The sequence below is a fragment of the Pseudoalteromonas sp. SG41-1 genome (assembly GCF_014164575.1).
In the GTDB taxonomy this organism is placed as follows: domain Bacteria; phylum Pseudomonadota; class Gammaproteobacteria; order Enterobacterales; family Alteromonadaceae; genus Pseudoalteromonas; species Pseudoalteromonas rhizosphaerae.
In genome coordinates this window covers 13,784-32,050 of sequence record NZ_JACJFL010000012.1, presented here as the reverse complement: position 1 = coordinate 32,050, position 18,267 = coordinate 13,784, and the positions used below count along the sequence as shown (strand labels likewise).

The 18,267-nt window shown below is 37.4% G+C and carries 13 protein-coding genes; 3 read left to right on the top strand and 10 right to left on the bottom strand.

Features of this window, described 5'->3' with window-relative positions; translation table 11 throughout:
• Positions 1–59 precede the first annotated feature (59 nt).
• Positions 60–701 (bottom strand): thiopurine S-methyltransferase, encoded by a 642-nt coding sequence (gene tmpT, locus H5203_RS09465; protein ID WP_182757816.1) that lies wholly within the window; start codon positions 699–701, stop codon positions 60–62.
• A 9-nt stretch (positions 702–710) separates the two neighbouring features.
• Positions 711–1,202, bottom strand: coding sequence for a DUF2938 domain-containing protein (locus H5203_RS09460; protein ID WP_145238984.1), 492 nt, complete (start codon positions 1,200–1,202; stop codon positions 711–713).
• Between the two features lie 100 nt (positions 1,203–1,302).
• On the opposite strand from H5203_RS09460, the gene H5203_RS22895 reads away from it, so the two are divergent.
• Positions 1,303–2,193, top strand: coding sequence for a LysR family transcriptional regulator (locus H5203_RS22895; RefSeq protein ID WP_257326690.1), 891 nt, complete (start codon positions 1,303–1,305; stop codon positions 2,191–2,193).
• On the opposite strand, the gene H5203_RS09450 is transcribed toward H5203_RS22895, so the two are convergent.
• From H5203_RS09450 to rmuC, 3 genes are read right to left on the bottom strand one after another with little or no spacing between them, the layout of a single operon-like run.
• The gene (locus tag H5203_RS09450; RefSeq protein ID WP_145238987.1) at positions 2,190–2,768 is read right to left on the bottom strand and encodes a DJ-1/PfpI family protein; all 579 of its coding nucleotides are present in this window, start codon (positions 2,766–2,768) and stop codon (positions 2,190–2,192) included. The two genes, H5203_RS22895 and H5203_RS09450, sit on opposite strands and share 4 nt — an antisense overlap.
• A gap of 16 nt (positions 2,769–2,784) precedes the next feature.
• Positions 2,785–3,696, bottom strand: a complete 912-nt coding sequence (locus tag H5203_RS22890) for a hypothetical protein (protein ID WP_259397117.1) — start codon at positions 3,694–3,696, stop codon at positions 2,785–2,787.
• 5 nt (positions 3,697–3,701) lie between these two features.
• Entirely contained in the window at positions 3,702–5,171 is a 1,470-nt protein-coding gene (gene rmuC / locus H5203_RS09440; RefSeq protein WP_182819645.1) for a DNA recombination protein RmuC, read from the bottom strand.
• A 215-nt stretch (positions 5,172–5,386) separates the two neighbouring features.
• Here rmuC and H5203_RS09435 point away from each other — a divergent pair, with 215 nt between their 5' ends.
• The gene (locus H5203_RS09435) at positions 5,387–5,935 is read left to right on the top strand and encodes a hypothetical protein (protein WP_145238997.1); all 549 of its coding nucleotides are present in this window, start codon (positions 5,387–5,389) and stop codon (positions 5,933–5,935) included.
• On the opposite strand, the gene H5203_RS09430 is transcribed toward H5203_RS09435, so the two are convergent.
• The 5 genes from H5203_RS09430 to H5203_RS09410 all read right to left on the bottom strand — a co-directional run bounded on the left by H5203_RS09430 (position 5,932) and on the right by H5203_RS09410 (position 16,250).
• Positions 5,932–8,523, bottom strand: a complete 2,592-nt coding sequence (locus H5203_RS09430) for a serine/threonine-protein kinase (RefSeq protein ID WP_182819644.1) — start codon at positions 8,521–8,523, stop codon at positions 5,932–5,934. The genes H5203_RS09435 and H5203_RS09430 overlap by 4 nt on opposite strands.
• A complete protein-coding gene (locus H5203_RS09425; protein WP_145239003.1) occupies positions 8,507–9,496 on the bottom strand; it encodes an FHA domain-containing protein in 990 nt (329 codons plus the stop codon). Before H5203_RS09425 ends, H5203_RS09430 begins: the two co-directional genes overlap by 17 nt.
• 978 nt (positions 9,497–10,474) lie before the next feature.
• The gene (locus H5203_RS09420) at positions 10,475–13,621 is read right to left on the bottom strand and encodes a DEAD/DEAH box helicase (protein WP_182819643.1); all 3,147 of its coding nucleotides are present in this window, start codon (positions 13,619–13,621) and stop codon (positions 10,475–10,477) included.
• A 412-nt stretch (positions 13,622–14,033) separates the two neighbouring features.
• On the bottom strand, positions 14,034–14,996 hold the full coding sequence (locus H5203_RS09415) for a transcriptional regulator (protein WP_182757810.1): 963 nt from the start codon (positions 14,994–14,996) through the stop codon (positions 14,034–14,036).
• Positions 14,997–15,011: 15 nt separating this feature from the next.
• Positions 15,012–16,250: an AAA family ATPase gene (locus H5203_RS09410; protein ID WP_145239012.1), complete on the bottom strand. Its 1,239-nt coding sequence runs from the start codon at positions 16,248–16,250 to the stop codon at positions 15,012–15,014.
• A 771-nt stretch (positions 16,251–17,021) separates the two neighbouring features.
• On the opposite strand from H5203_RS09410, the gene H5203_RS09405 reads away from it, so the two are divergent.
• The gene (locus tag H5203_RS09405; protein WP_145239015.1) at positions 17,022–18,236 is read left to right on the top strand and encodes a replication protein A; all 1,215 of its coding nucleotides are present in this window, start codon (positions 17,022–17,024) and stop codon (positions 18,234–18,236) included.
• The last annotated feature ends 31 nt before the right edge of the window (positions 18,237–18,267 follow it).

Here is an 18,267-nt window from a genome sequence, read left to right as displayed (position 1 = left end):
TTCATCGCAAGCATTCATCCATTGACCCCAAACATTACATGCAATATACAACATAAAGTTTAATCTTTTTTGTTTAACTGCCAAACAACTATATTTGCCGGTACAACGCCTTTAACTCCATTCGCAATAGCTTCACATCTAATTAGTTGTAGCGAATAAGCATGGTGATAGTGATCAAATACCTCTTGAGCGCTAATACTGTATGGTGTGCCATCGCGTTTAGACTGATCATATACACAACAAATAAGTAGCTGTGGTGCTTTTTGTGTGATCATCACTACATGCCTGCTATATTTTTTACGTAGTGTAAAAGGCAGGGCTACTAATGATCCGCGATCATATGTAACATCAACAGATCCAAGTAAGTTGGCGGTTAGTGCAAAAATATCTCCCACCCAAATAGCCAAATTATCCGCACTATACAGTTTAAACTTGTCGTGCACCGTTACTGTAGGTGTAACATTTAAAGAGCCAAATAGTTGTTTAATGGCGCTTTCACAGAGCTCAACGCCCACAACCTGTATATTCTGCTCGAGTAGCCATGCAATGTCGTTTGTTTTACCACATAAAGGCACGAAAACTCGGCCATTTTGAGGAATTTTCAAGTTAGTAAAATAACGATCTAAGTATGGATTTACTCGGCTTTCATGAAAACCAATATCATTGTTTTTCCAACGATTTAACCAATAATCAGCAGACATAGTAGCTCCTCAAAATAGCAATAAAACAAGCGAGCTGATATAAATTCCTGCACCAAATACACAATGTGATACACAGCTTTTAACTCTGGCCGACGCTGGTCTTGGCGTTTTACTCGCAGCAATACCCAGCCCAAGCGCAGGTTGCATAATAAAAAAAGGCATACATACTGTGGCTAAACCAAATATAAGGGCGGGTATTAGGCGGGGGGATACTAGCCAGTCATTTGACATAACCAATAAAAAAGTAAAACTAAAAATAACGCCTATTACATAATGGATAAACCAACCGATTGCGCATTCGCCTTTTTGCGATGGCGCTTTGTTTATTGCTGTATGTTTAAATTGACCACTTCGCATCAAGCTTATCCAGCGACCGACCATACAAAAGTTTAAAGATGGCACGCCAAACACTTTCGCAAGTAATAGCGACCAACTATCAAGCACTGCTGTTGCGCCTACACCGATAACAATAACAGCTACCCAATTAATACTGTGTTCCATAAAAATACTCTTTAACAAGAAAACCTAAGAGCAATGATATAGACTTACTAAAATGTTAAATATAAAGCTTTAATCAAACTTAAATTGCAAAAGTGGAATCATGCTAGATGATATAGTGCTGTTTGTGCACATAGTACAACAAGGAGGATTGTCTCAAGCGGGGGAGTATTTATCGCTGCCTGCGGCAACAGTTACGCGGCGTTTACAGCGCCTTGAATCTCGCCTTGGGCAAAAACTGCTGCATCGCTCTGCACGCCAATGCACACTCACACAACAAGGACAGGTGTACTATCAAAGTTATGCCAACTTAGTTGAGCAATTTGAACAAACTCGTTATCAACTCAATCAACAAAAAGAACAACTTAGTGGTAAGCTAAAAGTGCTCGCGCCACTGAATATCTGTCATGGTTTTTTAAAGCCGATGTGGTTGTCGTTTTGCAAGAAATACCCTGATATTCAGTTGGAGCTGATTTTAAGTAATCAACTTGACGATATTATTAAAAACCAAGCTGATTTAGCGCTCAGGATCGGCCCTCAAGCTGATTCGTTATTACAGCAAAAAAAGCTCGCAGAAGCCGACTCTATCTTAGTCGCATCACCTGAGTACCTAACAAATGCAGCAAAACTTGTTGAACCGAACGATTTAAAACATCACCGTTTAATTGGTACAACACTTAGAAATAAATGGCTATTAACGAACACGCAATCATGTGCTACTTACACACACATGTGCCGCTTTAAAAGCATTTATAACGATACTGGCTTTGTAAAATATCAAGTTGCGGATCATCAAGGTATCGGTTTGTTACCGCGCTTTGAAATTATAAATGAGCTACAAACAAAAGAGTTAGTTAGAGTATTGCCACTATGGCAAAGCCTGCCGCGAGAAATTTATGCCATTTGGCCAAGTGGTCGTTTACTTAGTAAAAAAGCGGTTTGTCTTAGAGATTATATGCATAACTTTATCAGTGAACAGTTACCGAACAGTTAAATTTTTTTGTGCCACTGGTACTGCATTTGTTTTGCCGTAAGCTCTGCAAGCTCAGGGCTCCCCAGCTCAGCAACTAATTGCAAGCTCATATCAATTCCTGCAGAAATACCCGCTGAAGTGGTGAATTTATCTTGTGATACCCAGCGCTTATTACTGATCACATTTAACCGAGGGAACATATTAGCGAGATCCGCAAGATCTTCCCAATGCGTGGTAACCGTTAAGCCATCGAGTAAACCCGCTTTGGCCAGTAAAAAAGCGCCTGTACACACTGAGGCAACTTTAGCAGTAGCACCAGCGGTTTCTCGTATCCAGTTTATTACGGCAGGTTTTTCAAGTTCAACAGTGTGTACACCACCAACAACAATGAGCAAATCAATAGCGGGGTGATCAACAAAACTGTAATGGGGGTTTACACTAAAACCACCGCGCGCCATAACAGGTGTATTGTTTTCAGCAATAAGACACACCTGCCAATCGTTATTAGCGAGTCGTTTAGCGGTACTAAACACCTCGAATGGGCCTGAAAAATCCAGCACTTCGGCATCATCGTAAATATAAATACCAATGTTCATCGCTTGCTTGCCTTATCTACTTTGCTTCATTCACGTCAAACAGTAATTTTAACCACCTTAAATCTTTAGCATCTAAGTGCGCTTGTTTATGTAGCGACGAGTCATCATAAACTTCTTTATAAACATGACAAATAGCTGCTTCAGTCAGCTCTCGCCAAGTATCATTAGCTAATTCAGGAATAGATCCATCAGCTAAGTTAAAACTAGTTAAGGGATCATGTTCCGCTTCGGTTGTTCTTAATGTAAGTGCTAGTTCTTGTAAAATAGGGTTAATAACTTGCACTGTATTCGAGGCTTCAAACTCTTGTATTATACTATTTTGTGCTTCTTTTACTGCTTTTTCGAGCTGATACTGTGATAACTTATCGCCAGATGCGCGTATACCATATTTATTAAATAGCCCAGTAAAACTAGGTAAGACCGCTTTTGCAGCAATCGCCGCACCAATAGCAGGGTTTGCAATGGCAGCAAGGCCGCCTACTAATAACATGCCATAAGTAAGCTTTCGATCTAACGCGTCGATGTCATTGGCAAGTGATTGCAAGGTGTTAGTGCGCTCTGCAGCTTGCTGTAGCATTATTTCATTAGTACTATTTAACATGTACAGCCTAAGCCCAGCTTCAGCATGCTCATTAGGAAAATGAAAAATGCGCCGCTTGGGTAGATTATTCACTTCTGGTACACCGTTAGGTAAACAACGCATAGTATGTAAAGCAAACTTATACTCTGATAATTCAAAAGGAATTACAAAATAGTGCTTTTCGTCAAATGATATCGGACTTACTTTTCCACAATGTTCTAACGATATGAAAATAGGTAATCCATTGACCTTTTCTTTGGCTAAAACATAGCCTTTATTAAGCTCATCAGTAAACTTATCTGATACCGATTTTAGCGTTGCAATTCCTTTGTTTAACAGCTGTTTCATTTTCTCTATTGATCCAATTCAAGGTGAGCTCTCTCAACACTTTCCTGAGGTAACTCTTTTTGCACCGACACCCCTAACTCTTTAAATTCAGATGCTTGTTTAATTAAATTGCCTTTTCCGCGATATAACTGCGAAAACGCTTTGTCATAACTTTCTTTGGCTTTATCTAGTTGCTTACCAACGCCTTCCATACTGGTTAAAAAGCCGTTGAGCTTGTTATAAAAACGTTCGGCGCGGTTTGCCAATTCTTTGGAGTATTTAGTTTGCTCCTCAAAGCGCCATAACTGTTTCACGATATTTAAGCTGGTTAAGAGGGTAGTGGGGGTGGCAACCAGAATGTTCTTTTCTATCGCTTGTTGGTAAATATCACTTTGGTATTTAAGGGCTTCAACAAAAGCTGATTCTATCGGCACAAACATCACCACCACTTCAGGAGAGTTAAGCCCAGGTAAGCGATCATATGATTTACTCGCCAGCTCATTAATACGCGCTTTTACAGCCTCAACATGCTCTTTAATTGCTTGTTGAGCCTGCAGTTCATTATCTGCATTTACGTAGCGAGTGTAAGCGTTTAGCGAAGTTTTAGCGTCAATCACTAAATGCCGACCTTGAGGCAAATACACCACCACGTCAGGGCGCAGGCGGCCTTCTTCGGTATTAAACGATACCTCGCGTTTATAATCAGTACCAGCGCGCAGTCCTGCGCTGTCTAACACGTTTTCAAGCATTAATTCGCCCCAATTACCTTGGGTTTTCTTTTGCCCTTGCAATGCGTTACTGAGCCTGTCTGCTTGCTCAGTGATTGCTTGGCTTTTCGCTTGTAGATGTAATAACTCTATTTTCAGAGCTTCACGTTGTTTTACATCTTCAACATGAATTGATTCCAATTTATCCCTGAAGCCTTTTAGCTCACCTTGGACAGGTTTTAACAGCTGCTCAATACTTTCTTGATTAAGGACTTTAAATTTTTGCGATTTTTCTTCGAGTATTTGATTAGCAAGGTTTTCAAACTCTTTTTTAAGCTGCTCTTTGCTTTCTTTAATATGTTGTAACTGCTGCTCAAAATGGCTTTGCTTTTGCTCAAGCATAGTGCGCATATTATTGAGCTCAACATCACGGGCATTGTATTCGCTTCGTAGTGTTGTTAAATCAGCTTCAGCCTTGCGCCAATAATGATTGTATTGCTGGCTTTGCTTTTCTTGCTCAGTGAAGCGGGTTTTATAGTGCTGAGTTTCGTCGCGTTGTTCTTGGTGGCTTTGTTTAAGTAAATCGTGTTCATCTATCAAGGCAGTATATTGCTGCTGTTTTTCATTGGACTGTGTTTGCAATAAAGCTAGTTGTTGCTGCTGCTCACTTAGCTCTGCTGTTAATCGCTTACTACGGCTTGCATTAATAACACTAAAAAGCACCGCGCCAACACTAAAACCAATTCCAACACTTACCCAATCAATGTCTGTAAGTAACTGTATATACATAAATAAACTTTAATTAGCCAAAAGACAGTTCATGATAGCCAATCTAAAAATACCAAGATAGGTTTTTTTACTTTTTTATGACCCTAAAAATTATTACAGGACATTACAAAATACTCATCTTAATTCGTTATATAAACTATTTTATTCTACACTCAGAATAATTATAAAAACCAACAAGTGGTTTTTACTTATACAACAATACAAGGACTGAAAAAATGAACGAAATCAATACCCCAAATATTGAAGTGCAATGTAAAGCAGATAACTACTTTTCCGTTAAAACTTTAACTGTTTTACCTCATACTCAAGAAAATTGGTTAACGTTTTTCAATAGCGAAACAAACCCAACTGAATCACTAAGTGTTTTATTTAATAATGCTAAAAATAACGATGCAAAAAGCATTGAGAAAAAACAATATGTAGAGCTTATTATCAGCCTAGATCCATCAGTGGCTGCCGATTGGGAATTTTATGGGAATGGCGTTGAATATTGTGGTGCAGATAGCAATTGCCAATATAATATCTCTACCGAGATCACAGATGGCAACACTTTAGTTTTAACAATTGCTCAAGTAGAACCAACCTACGAATTTTTAGGTGTTGATAAAGACAACCTTGAAAAAGTTGTTGAAGTAACCGAAGGCAAAGAAACTGAGTATTTACCTATTTCGTTTAGGTATACAGCTAAACACGTACCTTCGGGCAAGATTTATATGTCACAAGATCCAAAAATTGTTGTTCGTAGGCCTGGCAATACCCTTTAATTTAAAACGCTAGCACAACTAAAAGAAGGGTCATATTGCAGTATTAACGCAATAAACTCTTCTTTTTGGCACCAAGGTTTAAACCAGGGTAAATTAAACCACATCGGGTGATAGCCTATCACTAATGACTTTTCTATATACATTAATGCTGACTGATATTCACCAATCACACTATACACAAGCGCTGCAGTGAACACATATTCATTGTGATCTGACGCAATACTAATTGCCTTATTTAATGCTTGTAAGGCTAGTTTAGCTTCGCCAAGTTGGCTATATGCTTGCGCGACTTCTAAATAACTATCAAGGGTGTGTTGATTTTGCGTAAGCTCAACTACCTTTAAATAATTAGCTGGGTATGATTCACTAAGCCCTAAAGCTTTTTCAATATCAGCAAGGTTAAGGCGAAAGCTGATATGCTCTGGGTTTATATCAACCGCCTGTTGGGCAACTACTAATGCATGCTCAAACTCTCCTTGTAACGAATACGCAATACTTAAGTTACTTAAATCTATGCTATCAGGTTTAATCTCAATAGCCTGTTTATATTGCTTTATTGCAATTACTAAGTCCCCTTCGGTAAGAGCAATATCGGCCAATAATTGATTTGCCATGTAGTTTTGAGGACTAACGTTTATAACTTCATTAAGCAGCTGCTTTGCCTCTTCAATTTGACCTTGCCACCACAGTACTTGCGCTAAATTCAGCTTTATAATTGGACTGACGCGTATTTTTAATGCAAGTTCAAATGCCTGTTGTGCTTCAGGTAACTGGTCTTGCTGTAAGTAAAGGGTTCCCTGTAACTCATAAAGCGTTAATGTATTAGCTCCAACTTGCTCAGCTTTAGTCAAGTACTGTTTAGCCGCTAACCAATCTTGTCTAGCAACCGCGATTAGCATTGCATTTTTAGCAAATGCAGGGGTGTTTTGATACGCAGTTGGTGAGTTAAAAAGTAACTTATTGGCAATATCTAAATACTCTGTTTGCTGTGATTGCTGATACAAACTCAGTGCGACTTCACGTAGTAACTCATAATTGGCATATAACTGCGGGGTTTGTTCAATAGCCTCTTTAATACGCATAAATAATTGCTCAGTGTAATCACCTACTTGCTGCACTTTTTGATAAAGCTCTATATGCTCAATTTGTACTTTGTCACTAAGTTGCGCCATTGCAATATATTTACTATCAAAATCAGGAAAAAGAGCTGTTAATTGCTGACTGCTTGAATGGTACATTTGACTATAGTTATCAGTAATAATCGGCCATTGCTTGCGCGCTTTTACCGTCCAATTTGGCGCCTCGAGCCGAACTAACGTTAAATAGCATTGTGGTTGCATACAATTAAGCTCAGCGGTCACCACTTCTTGTGCTCCCGTTGCTTGCTTTAATTTATGTAACTTATCTACAAAAGTAAGTTTAGCCTTGCCGCTTTGTACAATAGGCGCAACCTCATCCTGCGAAATAAGATTTAACTGCTTACTATTAATAATACTTTGCCTAATAGCATCATCAATTGTGGCTTTGAGCATATTTGTATCTGCAGATAACAGTGCGGCTGATTTTACCACCGGAGGTAAAAATGCAACATAGTGCTCTGCTGGTTTATGTACTTGCAGCTTATACATTAAGCCTGTTGCAACCACGGCTATGCAAAGCAAAGTCCCTAAAAAAACAGTCTTTTTAGGCGGTTTTTTTTGTAATGCGAGTTGCTCTAGTGGAACTGTGTCTTGCGCCAAAATTTCTTGCTGTTTAATAGCTATAATAACGGCTTGTAACTTACGCTCTACACTTTGGGCATCGACAGGGCGGCGGTCTTTTTTTCGTTGTAATAATTGATTTAGTAAATCACATAATTCATTAGGTAACTTGGGAATGATCTCATGTGCATTACACGCTTTACCGTTGGCAATATTATTAGCAATCGTTTGCGCAGATCCTTCACCAAATGGATGACGGCCACTAATAAACATATAGGCCAGCATACCAAAAGAAAATAAATCACTGCGAAAATCTAACGGCTGTTTATTAAGCTGCTCAGGGGACATCGCACTAGCACTGCCAAAACTGGATTCATCACGTTGCTCACCAAGCGGCTTATTTTGTAATGTTGCAATACCAAAATCGGTGATTTTCAATTCATTTTTATCAATTAAAATATTGCTAGGTTTTAAATCACAATGCATTACATCTTGACTATGGGCATGGGTTAGACCAGCACACAGTTGTGCTAATAAATTAAGCTTTTCGGAGAGTGTGGTGACGTGCTGATGTTGAAACTGCTGTAATGTTTTACCTTTTAAGTACTCCATTACAATACAAATTTGCTGCTCATACAAAAGTACATCGTGTATTTGTACAATATTTGGGTGATTTAAACGGGCAAGCAGCTGTGCTTCAACCAAGGGATCGCTATGTTCTACTGAGTGCTCAGTAGGCTTTAATAATTTAATCGCAACATAGCGCTTTAAACGTGTATCCTCTGCAAGATACACACTTCCCATTCCTCCTTGGTTAAGTAGCTTAATTAATTTATAGTTAGTGATGACTTTATTAAATTTTAATACTGTTTCATGCTCTAACGACATCCGAGGTACTCTCTAATTCACACCCTTTATAAATCATAAAGGATGCACCAGCAAACCGCACTTTTCGCAATTGTCTTTCGATTATATTTTCAGCATCATGAACATTGACTAGAACTTCTGAAAACTGCTTACGAGCACGATGTATCTGTATATTTAAATAGCGCATGTCGACACCTAAATCTTTCACTAATTGCTCCGTATTTACCCAACCTTGGTTAGCTGGTAATACTCCTTTTTTAGCATCTAAAGCTCTATAGCGCGCTAAATTTAAGGTTAAATAGTGATGGCAGCGAACATGCAAATCAAAATCTTTATTATTATTGTGATGTTGAACTTTTAATTCTGATGTTTCTTCGTCCAAACTTAGGTTAAAAATAAAGTCTAAATCACTTATATACAATTGTGGTACGGAGCTCATCTGGGTTGCAACTTCCAGATGGCTAGAAAGAAACATCCATTGTTCGCCACCTAAGGTAATAATACTATGATCTTCTAAGACTTCTCGTATCGTAAACTCATCATCGTGTAATGATTCTAACAACCATTGGCCGCTACTTTGCTCAAAAACAACCACGCTATCAGGTTGCTGCTCTGGCAATAGGTGGTAATGATTAAGCTTAATTGTCTCGGCTGTTTTACTTTGCTCGTCATCTAACTTAATTAATTGATCTGTAGGTGGACTGAGATCTTTAACTACATAAGTAACCTCTGAATTACCGGCAAAATAAATCTTATCGCCAATACTTAATTCTTCAGAGTCATCCTTCACCAAACGCTTATGATTTAACCAAGTACCATTCAGGCTTAAGTCACGGATATACCACTTCCCATTCAACCACTCAATAATGGTGTGTATTTTCGACACGCTTAGATCGTTGACAAGTGTATCTACAGAATATTGAAACCGCCCAAAACTATGATGCGCATATAAAAAACAATATTCGCTTGTATGTTTATTAATTAAATAAGCCATTATCACTACCTTTAAAGAATGACGAGGTATGTGTCTAACTATTGATATTACAATCAATTCTCCATAATAGACACAACCAAATCAAAATGAAACAAAAAATTAACATTTAATGAATTCATAGATTTATCCGCAAACAATTGCGGCTAGATAACAGTATTTTAGAAATAAAAAGGCAAAATAAACATTACGTACTATTACAGCAATCTTTTATTAAAGGGATAAGTAAAAAGAGTGAAATATAAAAAAAGCCAGCTTAAGGTAAGCTGGCCTAATATTACTAAAATAAGTAACTAAAACTTGGGAATCAGCATGATGCCTGCGGAAACTACAATTTAACAACAAGCATAATAGTAGACGCCCCTAAGTTAACTTAGTTCAAAAATAAATTTAAATTTATTGAAATAATGCAGCAGCTCACAATTGCAGGCATAAAAAAAGCCAGCTCAAGGTGAGCTGGCCTAATATTACTAAAATAAGTAACTAAAACTAGGAAATCAACATGATGCTTGCGTAAACTGCAATTCAACAACAAGCAAAAGAGTAGACGCCCTCAGACTACTTTAGTTCAAAATAAATTTAAAATTGATAAAAATAATACTGCATACGCCAAATAGCAGGCATAAAAAAAGCCAGCTCAAAATGGGCTGGCTCAATCATTACTAAAATTAGTAACCAAATAGGGAAATCAACATGATGCTTGCGTAAACTGCAATTCAACAACAAGCAAAAGAGTAGACGCCCTCAAACTACTTTAGTTCAAAATAAATTTAAATTTGTTGAAAATAACTCGTGAACCAAATAGCAGGCATAAAAAAAGCCAGCTCAAAATGGGCTGGCTCAATCATTACTAAAACTAGTAACCAAATAGGGGGAAATCAACAATGATGCTTGTGTAAACTGCAATTCAACAACAAGCAAAGAAGTAGACGCCCTCACGCTAATTTAGTTCAAAATAAATCAGGCTAATTTGAAATAATGCTAACTTTTTATCAAAGAAAGCATTTGTTGTTCGTCAAACTTTGTAAAACTCATTGATTTTTCAGTAAATAATGCATCAACAAGCGCTTGCTTATGTTGTTGCATTTTAAATACTTTTTGCTCAATTGAATTCGCCATTATCAGTTTATAAACAAAAACAGGATTTGTTTGACCGATTCGATAAGCACGATCTGTCGCTTGTTTTTCTACTGCTGGATTCCACCAAGGATCGAAATGGATCACAGTGTCCGCCTGAGTAAGATTAAGCCCTGTACCGCCAGCTTTTAAACTGATCAAAAATACCGACGTTTTACCACTGGTAAATTCTTCGATCACTTTATCGCGATGGCGCGTTTGCCCTGTAAGCAGGCTGAAATTGATCTCCAATGATGCTAACTGCTGCGCAATAATATCTAATGCAGAAGTAAACTGGCTAAAAATAATAATGTTACGACCTTCGCTTAACATCACTGGTAAATGGCTACTCAACCAGTCAAGTTTTGCACTTCTAGCTGAGGTGTATTCGTCAATCAAACGCGGGTGACAACATATTTGTCGTAACTTTAATAACGCCTCTAAAAAGGCTAATTTGCTCTTTTGCGCGCCTTGGGAAGCAAACAGGTCGACCATTTTCTCTTCTAGAGAATCAGTAATGCTTTGATAAATATCTTTTTGCTGTGCTTCGAATTCAAACTCTTTGATCAACTCTGTTTTCGGTGGTAGCTCTTGTGCTACTTCAGCTTTAGTTCGACGTAAAATAAAAGGCAAGATCAGTGATTTAAGCTCTTTAGCACGATCACTATCAGCGTCACGCTCAATCGGAGTCTGAAAATGCTGCTTAAAATGAGCCTGTGAACCAAGCAAGGAAGGCATTGCAAAATCTAACAATGATTTCAATTCAAATAAATTGTTTTCAATCGGTGTACCACTTAAACATAAGTTAAATTGAGCATTTAAACGCTTAACTAAACGAGATACTTGCGCACTGTCATTCTTTATATACTGCGCTTCATCAAGGATAATATTCTCGAAATACAACGGTGAGTAGTAAGCGATATCACGCTTGAGTAATGGATAAGTAGTAAGAATGCAATCTGCCTGGGCTAAATGTTGTAATTGCTCAATCCGCGCGCTACCAAATAGGGTCGTCACTTTAATACTACTGGCGAATTTAGCCATTTCATTTTGCCAATTACTTACCAAGCTCGTTGGACAGACAATTAACGTTGGGCCTGCTTGCTCTCGTTGCCGTGCGTTAGCTAAAAATGCAATAACTTGTAAGGTTTTGCCTAATCCCATGTCGTCGGCTAGTATTCCGCCTAACTGATGGCGTTTTAAGAACTGTAGCCACTGAACGCCTTGCTGTTGATACTCGCGAAGCCGCACGCCCGCATTCAAGCCATGTAACACTGTAGTGGCAGTAGTTGGTGCATCTAGCTCAGCTAAATAAGACTCTAAGCTGTCGTCGACTAAGTTAACCGCAAAACAGCTCATCTTTATTAAATGCACTAAAAATGATAAAGGTATAAGTAATTCATCGCGTGTTTTTATAAACTCAAAACGATCTTTAAAATCAGTAAGCGTATCAAAAGCTGGTTTTGTTATTACTCCAAACTGTTTACCATTTGCATAATAATAAAAAAGTTCGCTTTGACGATTAAGTGATTGAAATTCTGAATTATCGTTTGCTAATACGGTGGCAGCTTTAGCGTTTGAGATCATTATTTTACTAACAATTTGATGACCTTTGCCACGTTTAACATCCAAGCTGACATTAGTGATTGATTTTTTAATCACTAGTTTTTTATCAGTTACCTTCCAACCACGCTGACGAAGTTTAGGCAAAACCTCGTATTTAAACCAATGCTGATGAATAACTGATTGTTTATTAAAAACAAACTCATTTTGTAAAGCCCCTTTACATAGTTCAAAGCCTAAATTTGTGAGCTCTGTGATAACGGTATTTTCAAGCGATGCATTGAGAATATTTGCTGGTGCTGAGTTTGGAGCGTAATTACCATCTTGATAGTTAAAGGTAAGCGTAAGCTTTAATTGGTTATTGCTATTACTAACATCAATAACCGCGCAAGTATCTGCTACCCGTTTTATTTTTTTACGTTCAGATGATTGGTAATGGGGTATCACACCGTCACCAAAATTTGCAGCTAATTGCTTATAGACACGATCAAAATTAGCTGTATGAATGGCTGGGATCGCTCTGATATGAGCAACTTCTTCACCACTTAGTGGCGTACGTAAACGGCCTATGCGTAGTGACTCTGTATCAAGGTAAGTTGGTGGTGTGGTTTTAAGTAAGAACCAGGATTGTTTACCCGTTAAACTTACATTTAATTGAATAAGATCTTTTTTGTGTGACCACGAAAAACTCAGATCTTCAGCACTATCAGCTTTAATCGACTGACGAGAACGCCCAAAAAACAAACGCTGAGAAGCAATCAACTGCTGTAATGCGTTAAATCCCCATTGCCCTCTAAGCTCTAAATTACCAAGTGCATTTTGAGAACGGATCCAACTGTATAAACGAAAATCAGTTTCGAGTAAATCGGATGGTGTTACAAAACTATTAAGCTGCTGATCAGTAAGGTTTCTACCGAGGGTATACTGATGTTCTGCAGAGAAAGCGGCAATTTTTGGTGTTAAAATAACCCGATTGTTTTCTACATCAAGCACAAATAAAAGTACATTTTTAGCTTGTGCTGACTGGTTTTGCTTAAGTGTTGTTAGCTCTTCAAACCAATCATTCATTATATAGTCTTGGCCGTAATCACCAGAATGATCAATCTTCAGCTTTAACAATACAGCAGCCAAGTGGCGACAGTTAGTTTTGGCATTACATGAACAGTGTCGATCAACTGCAAAACCATTGGCTAACTTCTTTATCTCTATGTGTTGGGTAAAAGTACTGCCTTGATTTCCAAACACCGAGGCATCAATGACAGAGAAATCATGATTATGCTCTAACCAGTTAATTTGACCATTTGCAACGTACTCTTTTGCTTTACTGAGCACATGAGGCTTAAACAGCTGTTTAATAAATCGTTCAGATAAAGGAAATTGAGTCGCTTGCTCTTGCTTGATCTCTTCAAAAATAGCGAGTAGGTCATTCTTAGATAAGTTAGCAGACATATTGCTCAGGGCAGTAAAAAATAAAAATAATTTTACCAGTATATGATTTATCGGCGTCGAGCTAAAGCATTAAAATGATTAAAAAGACTGGTTGGAGCTGATAAGTTAGTAAAAAAATGATCTCAATACAAAAACAGCTGAATTTAATAGTTAAACACAACTAACCAACAATAAACCCACAAGTTATAAACATATTGCTAATAATTAAGCGCGTTTACAGATCACATTTTTACTAAGTTATAAAAAAATAGCGGTAAGAGTGAAAAATATAGCTAATCAGTTAGTAAAAAAATGATCTATGAGCTCAATAGTAAGGTTTATTGATATTTCAGATCATTATTTTACTAACAAAACACAGTTTGGGATCAGAATTTTACTAACAAAAAAAGCCTTCAGATCAGATTTTTATTAACTAGTTAAATGCATTTAATAACTTAGTTAGCTGTTCTAAGCGCTTGTCAGTCATCACTTTATTATCAATTTTGATTGATAAATCACCACTTTTTAAATTACGTTGCAAGCTAATGTAATTATTTTCTAGTAGTGCTTCTCGACGTTGAGTTGACTGTGGCTCAGCGGTAAGCAATTTAGTGATCGCCATTGCACGCTTATCATCACCAATTATCTCTTCTAAGCTATTATCGTGTGTCAGATGATTTACTTGCTGATTAAAACTATGCTCATCACGTTCTTTTGCTGCAATCAGTTTTTTAGCTACTTCACGGCCAACATGATTCGCTGTTGGATAAAGGGCAAGTACAGCAGCAGGAAGCTTCTCAAAGGCTTTAATTGCATCAGCAATAGCTGTATGCGATACACCTTCAATGGCGGCTACTTCACGGTAAGAGCCTTTTTTTCCCTGTGCAACTAACTCATCTTTTGTTTGTTGATATGCTTGTCCAAGTTCCCAGAGGCTAGGGGCAATATATTGGTCTGACGATACCGCTAAAATCTTAGCATCTAAATCTGTAAAATCACTCGAACTAAGAACCATGTAGTCAGCATTGCCGATTATACATGCCATACGACGACGTGAGCCGGCTAATACCAGCGTTTCATCACCTTTGTCCCAACATAGGGCGGGGTGTTGGTTACGACCATCCTCGGCTATTGCAGGGAGTATATCAGCGACAGACTTTTCATTGAGTAATACTTGAACACGACGATTTTTTGCGTACACCTTGGTGGTACTTTCTATTTCAGCATGCGGGATCACTTTGCAAACGAGTGTGATCTGACGATTAGGATCGCTTGGTGCAGGCATTTTGATCACATCGCCTGCGTTTGCTTGTTCTAGTAATTCATCAAGATTGCTATTACCAATTGAAGTAGCAAAAGGATCTAAGCTGGTGTCATTTTTACGTTTTTTAGCCATTTTTTGTTAACTACCTTACTTAGTTTCATTCAATTGAGATTGTGTTGATTGCCAGTTTGAACGGATCAGCATTTCTAATTCATCAACAACATCTTTTATATTTTCTTGAGCTCTGATCAGTGATTCTCTACTTGCTAAGCTGTCAGATGTTTTTTGATCAAAAATAGTATTGAATGACGAAGAGCTCGCTGTAATTGCCGAGCTGTGGTTAATTGGGTAACTCATTACCTGACGACCAAATGCACTGCGTACATCTTTAACGATGTCACGCTGTGAATGATTGCCTTTTACGTAATTAGTTACTAAAAATTGCATAAAGTCCCAGCCTTCATGACCTAAAGATGCAACGGTATGATAGATCTCGCCTAAACGTTTTAAATATTTGTTATTAGCATCGAAATCAACGGCCTCAGGATGCACCGGGATCAGCATTGCCGTAGATGCCATTAAAGCATTATAAAACATGAAGTTAAGAGATGGAGCTGTATCAATTAAAATGATATCGAACTGATCCTTGACCGGATCAATAACTTTTTCTAATAGTTTATGGTAATGACGGGTTTTTTCATAACTTGAACTATCTTTTAGCAACGTTGCAGTTTCATGTTCAAAGTAAAAGTCATCCATACCAGAAGGCAAAATGCGTATATTTGGGATATGCGTAGGCAAAAAAGCATTTGTAACAAGTTGCTGCCAAGTTTCATCTGGATCTAAATCAATGCAATCTCGCATTAAATCACCGACCGTGATCGGTTCAGGTTCACTGGGTGGGAAAAAACTTGATGATGACCCTTGCGGATCTAAATCAATAATACCAATACGGTAACGTTTAATGTTAGTCGTAGCTAGGGCTGCAGCAATATTTACCATACTGGTTGTTTTACCACAGCCGCCTTTTAGAGAGTTGATAACAATAACTTGTAATTTATCGTCAACATTGCGGTGATCTGGCTGAATATCCATTATATCTGCCATAGCAAATATATTTACCAAAGTGTAAGCGTAATGGCCGTTTGCACCGCGTTTGATGTTTAGCTCATCAAAATCACCATTGTCATGGCGACGTTTTAAGGTACGATTGTTACAGCCTAACAGATCTGCTGCTGCTTTTTGAGTGTAAGTTCGAAGCTCTTTTTCTTCAGATTTTAAGTGGGCACGATAATGCTGAATACGTCCTGCTAATGATTTTTCTGCGACTTCTGCAGTTGCTTTTAAAAGCCGATAGGTGGATAGCGCATTATTATGAATTGACATACTTTATTCCTCAAAGTTAGGTATTAAGTATAATGTCCATTCAATTGACTGTAAACAACTATTTATGACGACATGGCTTTTAATAACAAGACATTTAGAATTAATTTGTAATTTTAAAATTGCTTAGTATAAATAAAGAAGTTTAAAGGTGGTTAAATGTATAAGGTAGTAAAGGTTAAGGGCATAAAATACACATCTAAGTTTTTGATATATATAAATAATAGTAAAAAAAGTGGATCAGGTTTATACTTGGTTAAGATCAGATCTTTAGTAACTGACAGATCGTAATTTTACTAACTCTGAATCTGAGACTTAAGTTATGCACAGTTTGAACACAGGTTTACGCACAAAAACCGCTGTTGAGATCAGTTTTTTACTAAGATAATTAAGAACTTATCCACTTACGATCGGGATAAATAGGCTGTTCAATTAGTATAGATCTGATCTGTAGTAGGTATAGATCAGATCTATGCTAACTGATTCGATGATTATCCACAGGCATTAGTAAAAATTAGATTTATGTCGTGTATTTTTGGTTAAAAAACAAAAATACACGGACAAAAATATGCGTGAGTTAGTAAAATTTAGACTTATAACCGTAGTGTTAGTAAAAAACTGATCTGAAAATCAAGATCATTAAGGTTACTTAGTAAAATAGTGATCTGAACATATATTTTAATCCCAGATCAGTTTTGTACTAACTTAAACATTTAACTTTTTCTGTTTAATGTGTTGTTATTAGCTGTCGCAATAAAATTGGAAATAAGAACAATGAACCGAAAGGTCAACATCTCGGTAGATAACTTACCCGATACATTACGGGGTCAGATCCACGGGGTGGAAAGTGCAATAGATAACGAAAGCCTCGCATTATTTACAGACAATAAAGATGTGCGAGTTTCATTAGAAAATGCAGCGCATGGACTAAGGGCCTATTCGAATACTTTTAATCATTATGATTTGTGGGGACGTTTTGTTCGCTCAGGCCATAAAAAATTACCACTCGAAGAAGCGCCTAAAAAAACCATTATTACTCGAAAAATATCCGAAAAAGTGGATGGCATTTTGTATGATGGTGAAATTAAAATTACTCCAGCGGTAGTAAGTACCCGTAAAGACGGTGAAGATGTTGAATATTTAGTTTGGCCATCAGATCGTGAAGAAAAAGTAGAACGTGCATTAATCCGTTTAGCTTCTAAAGGTAAAATTGTTAAAATCAATTTTAAGTCCGGTATTCAATATGCCGTGGTTTTTTCGATGAACGAATTAGCGCAAGAACTTAAAGCTGTTGGGCAATCAATGCCTTACCCACAAATCAAAGAAGCATTAGAAGCACTGCAAGGTTCTAAGCTATCGTTTAAGTATTCAGCGACAGATACTAAAAATACCAATATTGATGATTCATTTTACGAATCAAATATGAACTTTCTTTCTTCTTTGCACTTTAGTGGTAAAAAAGGGCAGGGCGGTAATGTTAAATGTGTTGCGTGCTTGAATGCGTTTGTCCATAACATGATCGATAACCTTGAATACAAAGGTTACTATTTCAATAGCGCGCAAGAATTAAAGCGCGGATTATCTCGCTGGATGATGTTGCGTCTTTATCATCTTTGGCGCTATGCGGCACCAGGAAAAACATATCATTTTAGATTGTTATCTATCATGGAAAAATATGGCTCAATCTATTCAACTGACGATATCACTGAAAATAAATTAAAAGCATTGCGTCGTGATATGACCACTACGATGAAAGATCTTATCGAAAAAGGTGCTATTTCAGAATATAGCATTACTAATGTTAAAGATGATAAAACTGGCAACATTGTCGATTATACATACGAGATGCATCCTTCAGATCAGTTTTGTGATGAAATACTTACTTTGAATAAGCATAACAAACGTATTGAAATTCAAGGTGGTAAACGCATAGTTGAAAATGCAGTTTTAATCGACGAAGATAAAATTGAAGAAATAGTTAAAGATTAACTTACCGCTTAAGCTTATTCTGACTAAGGCC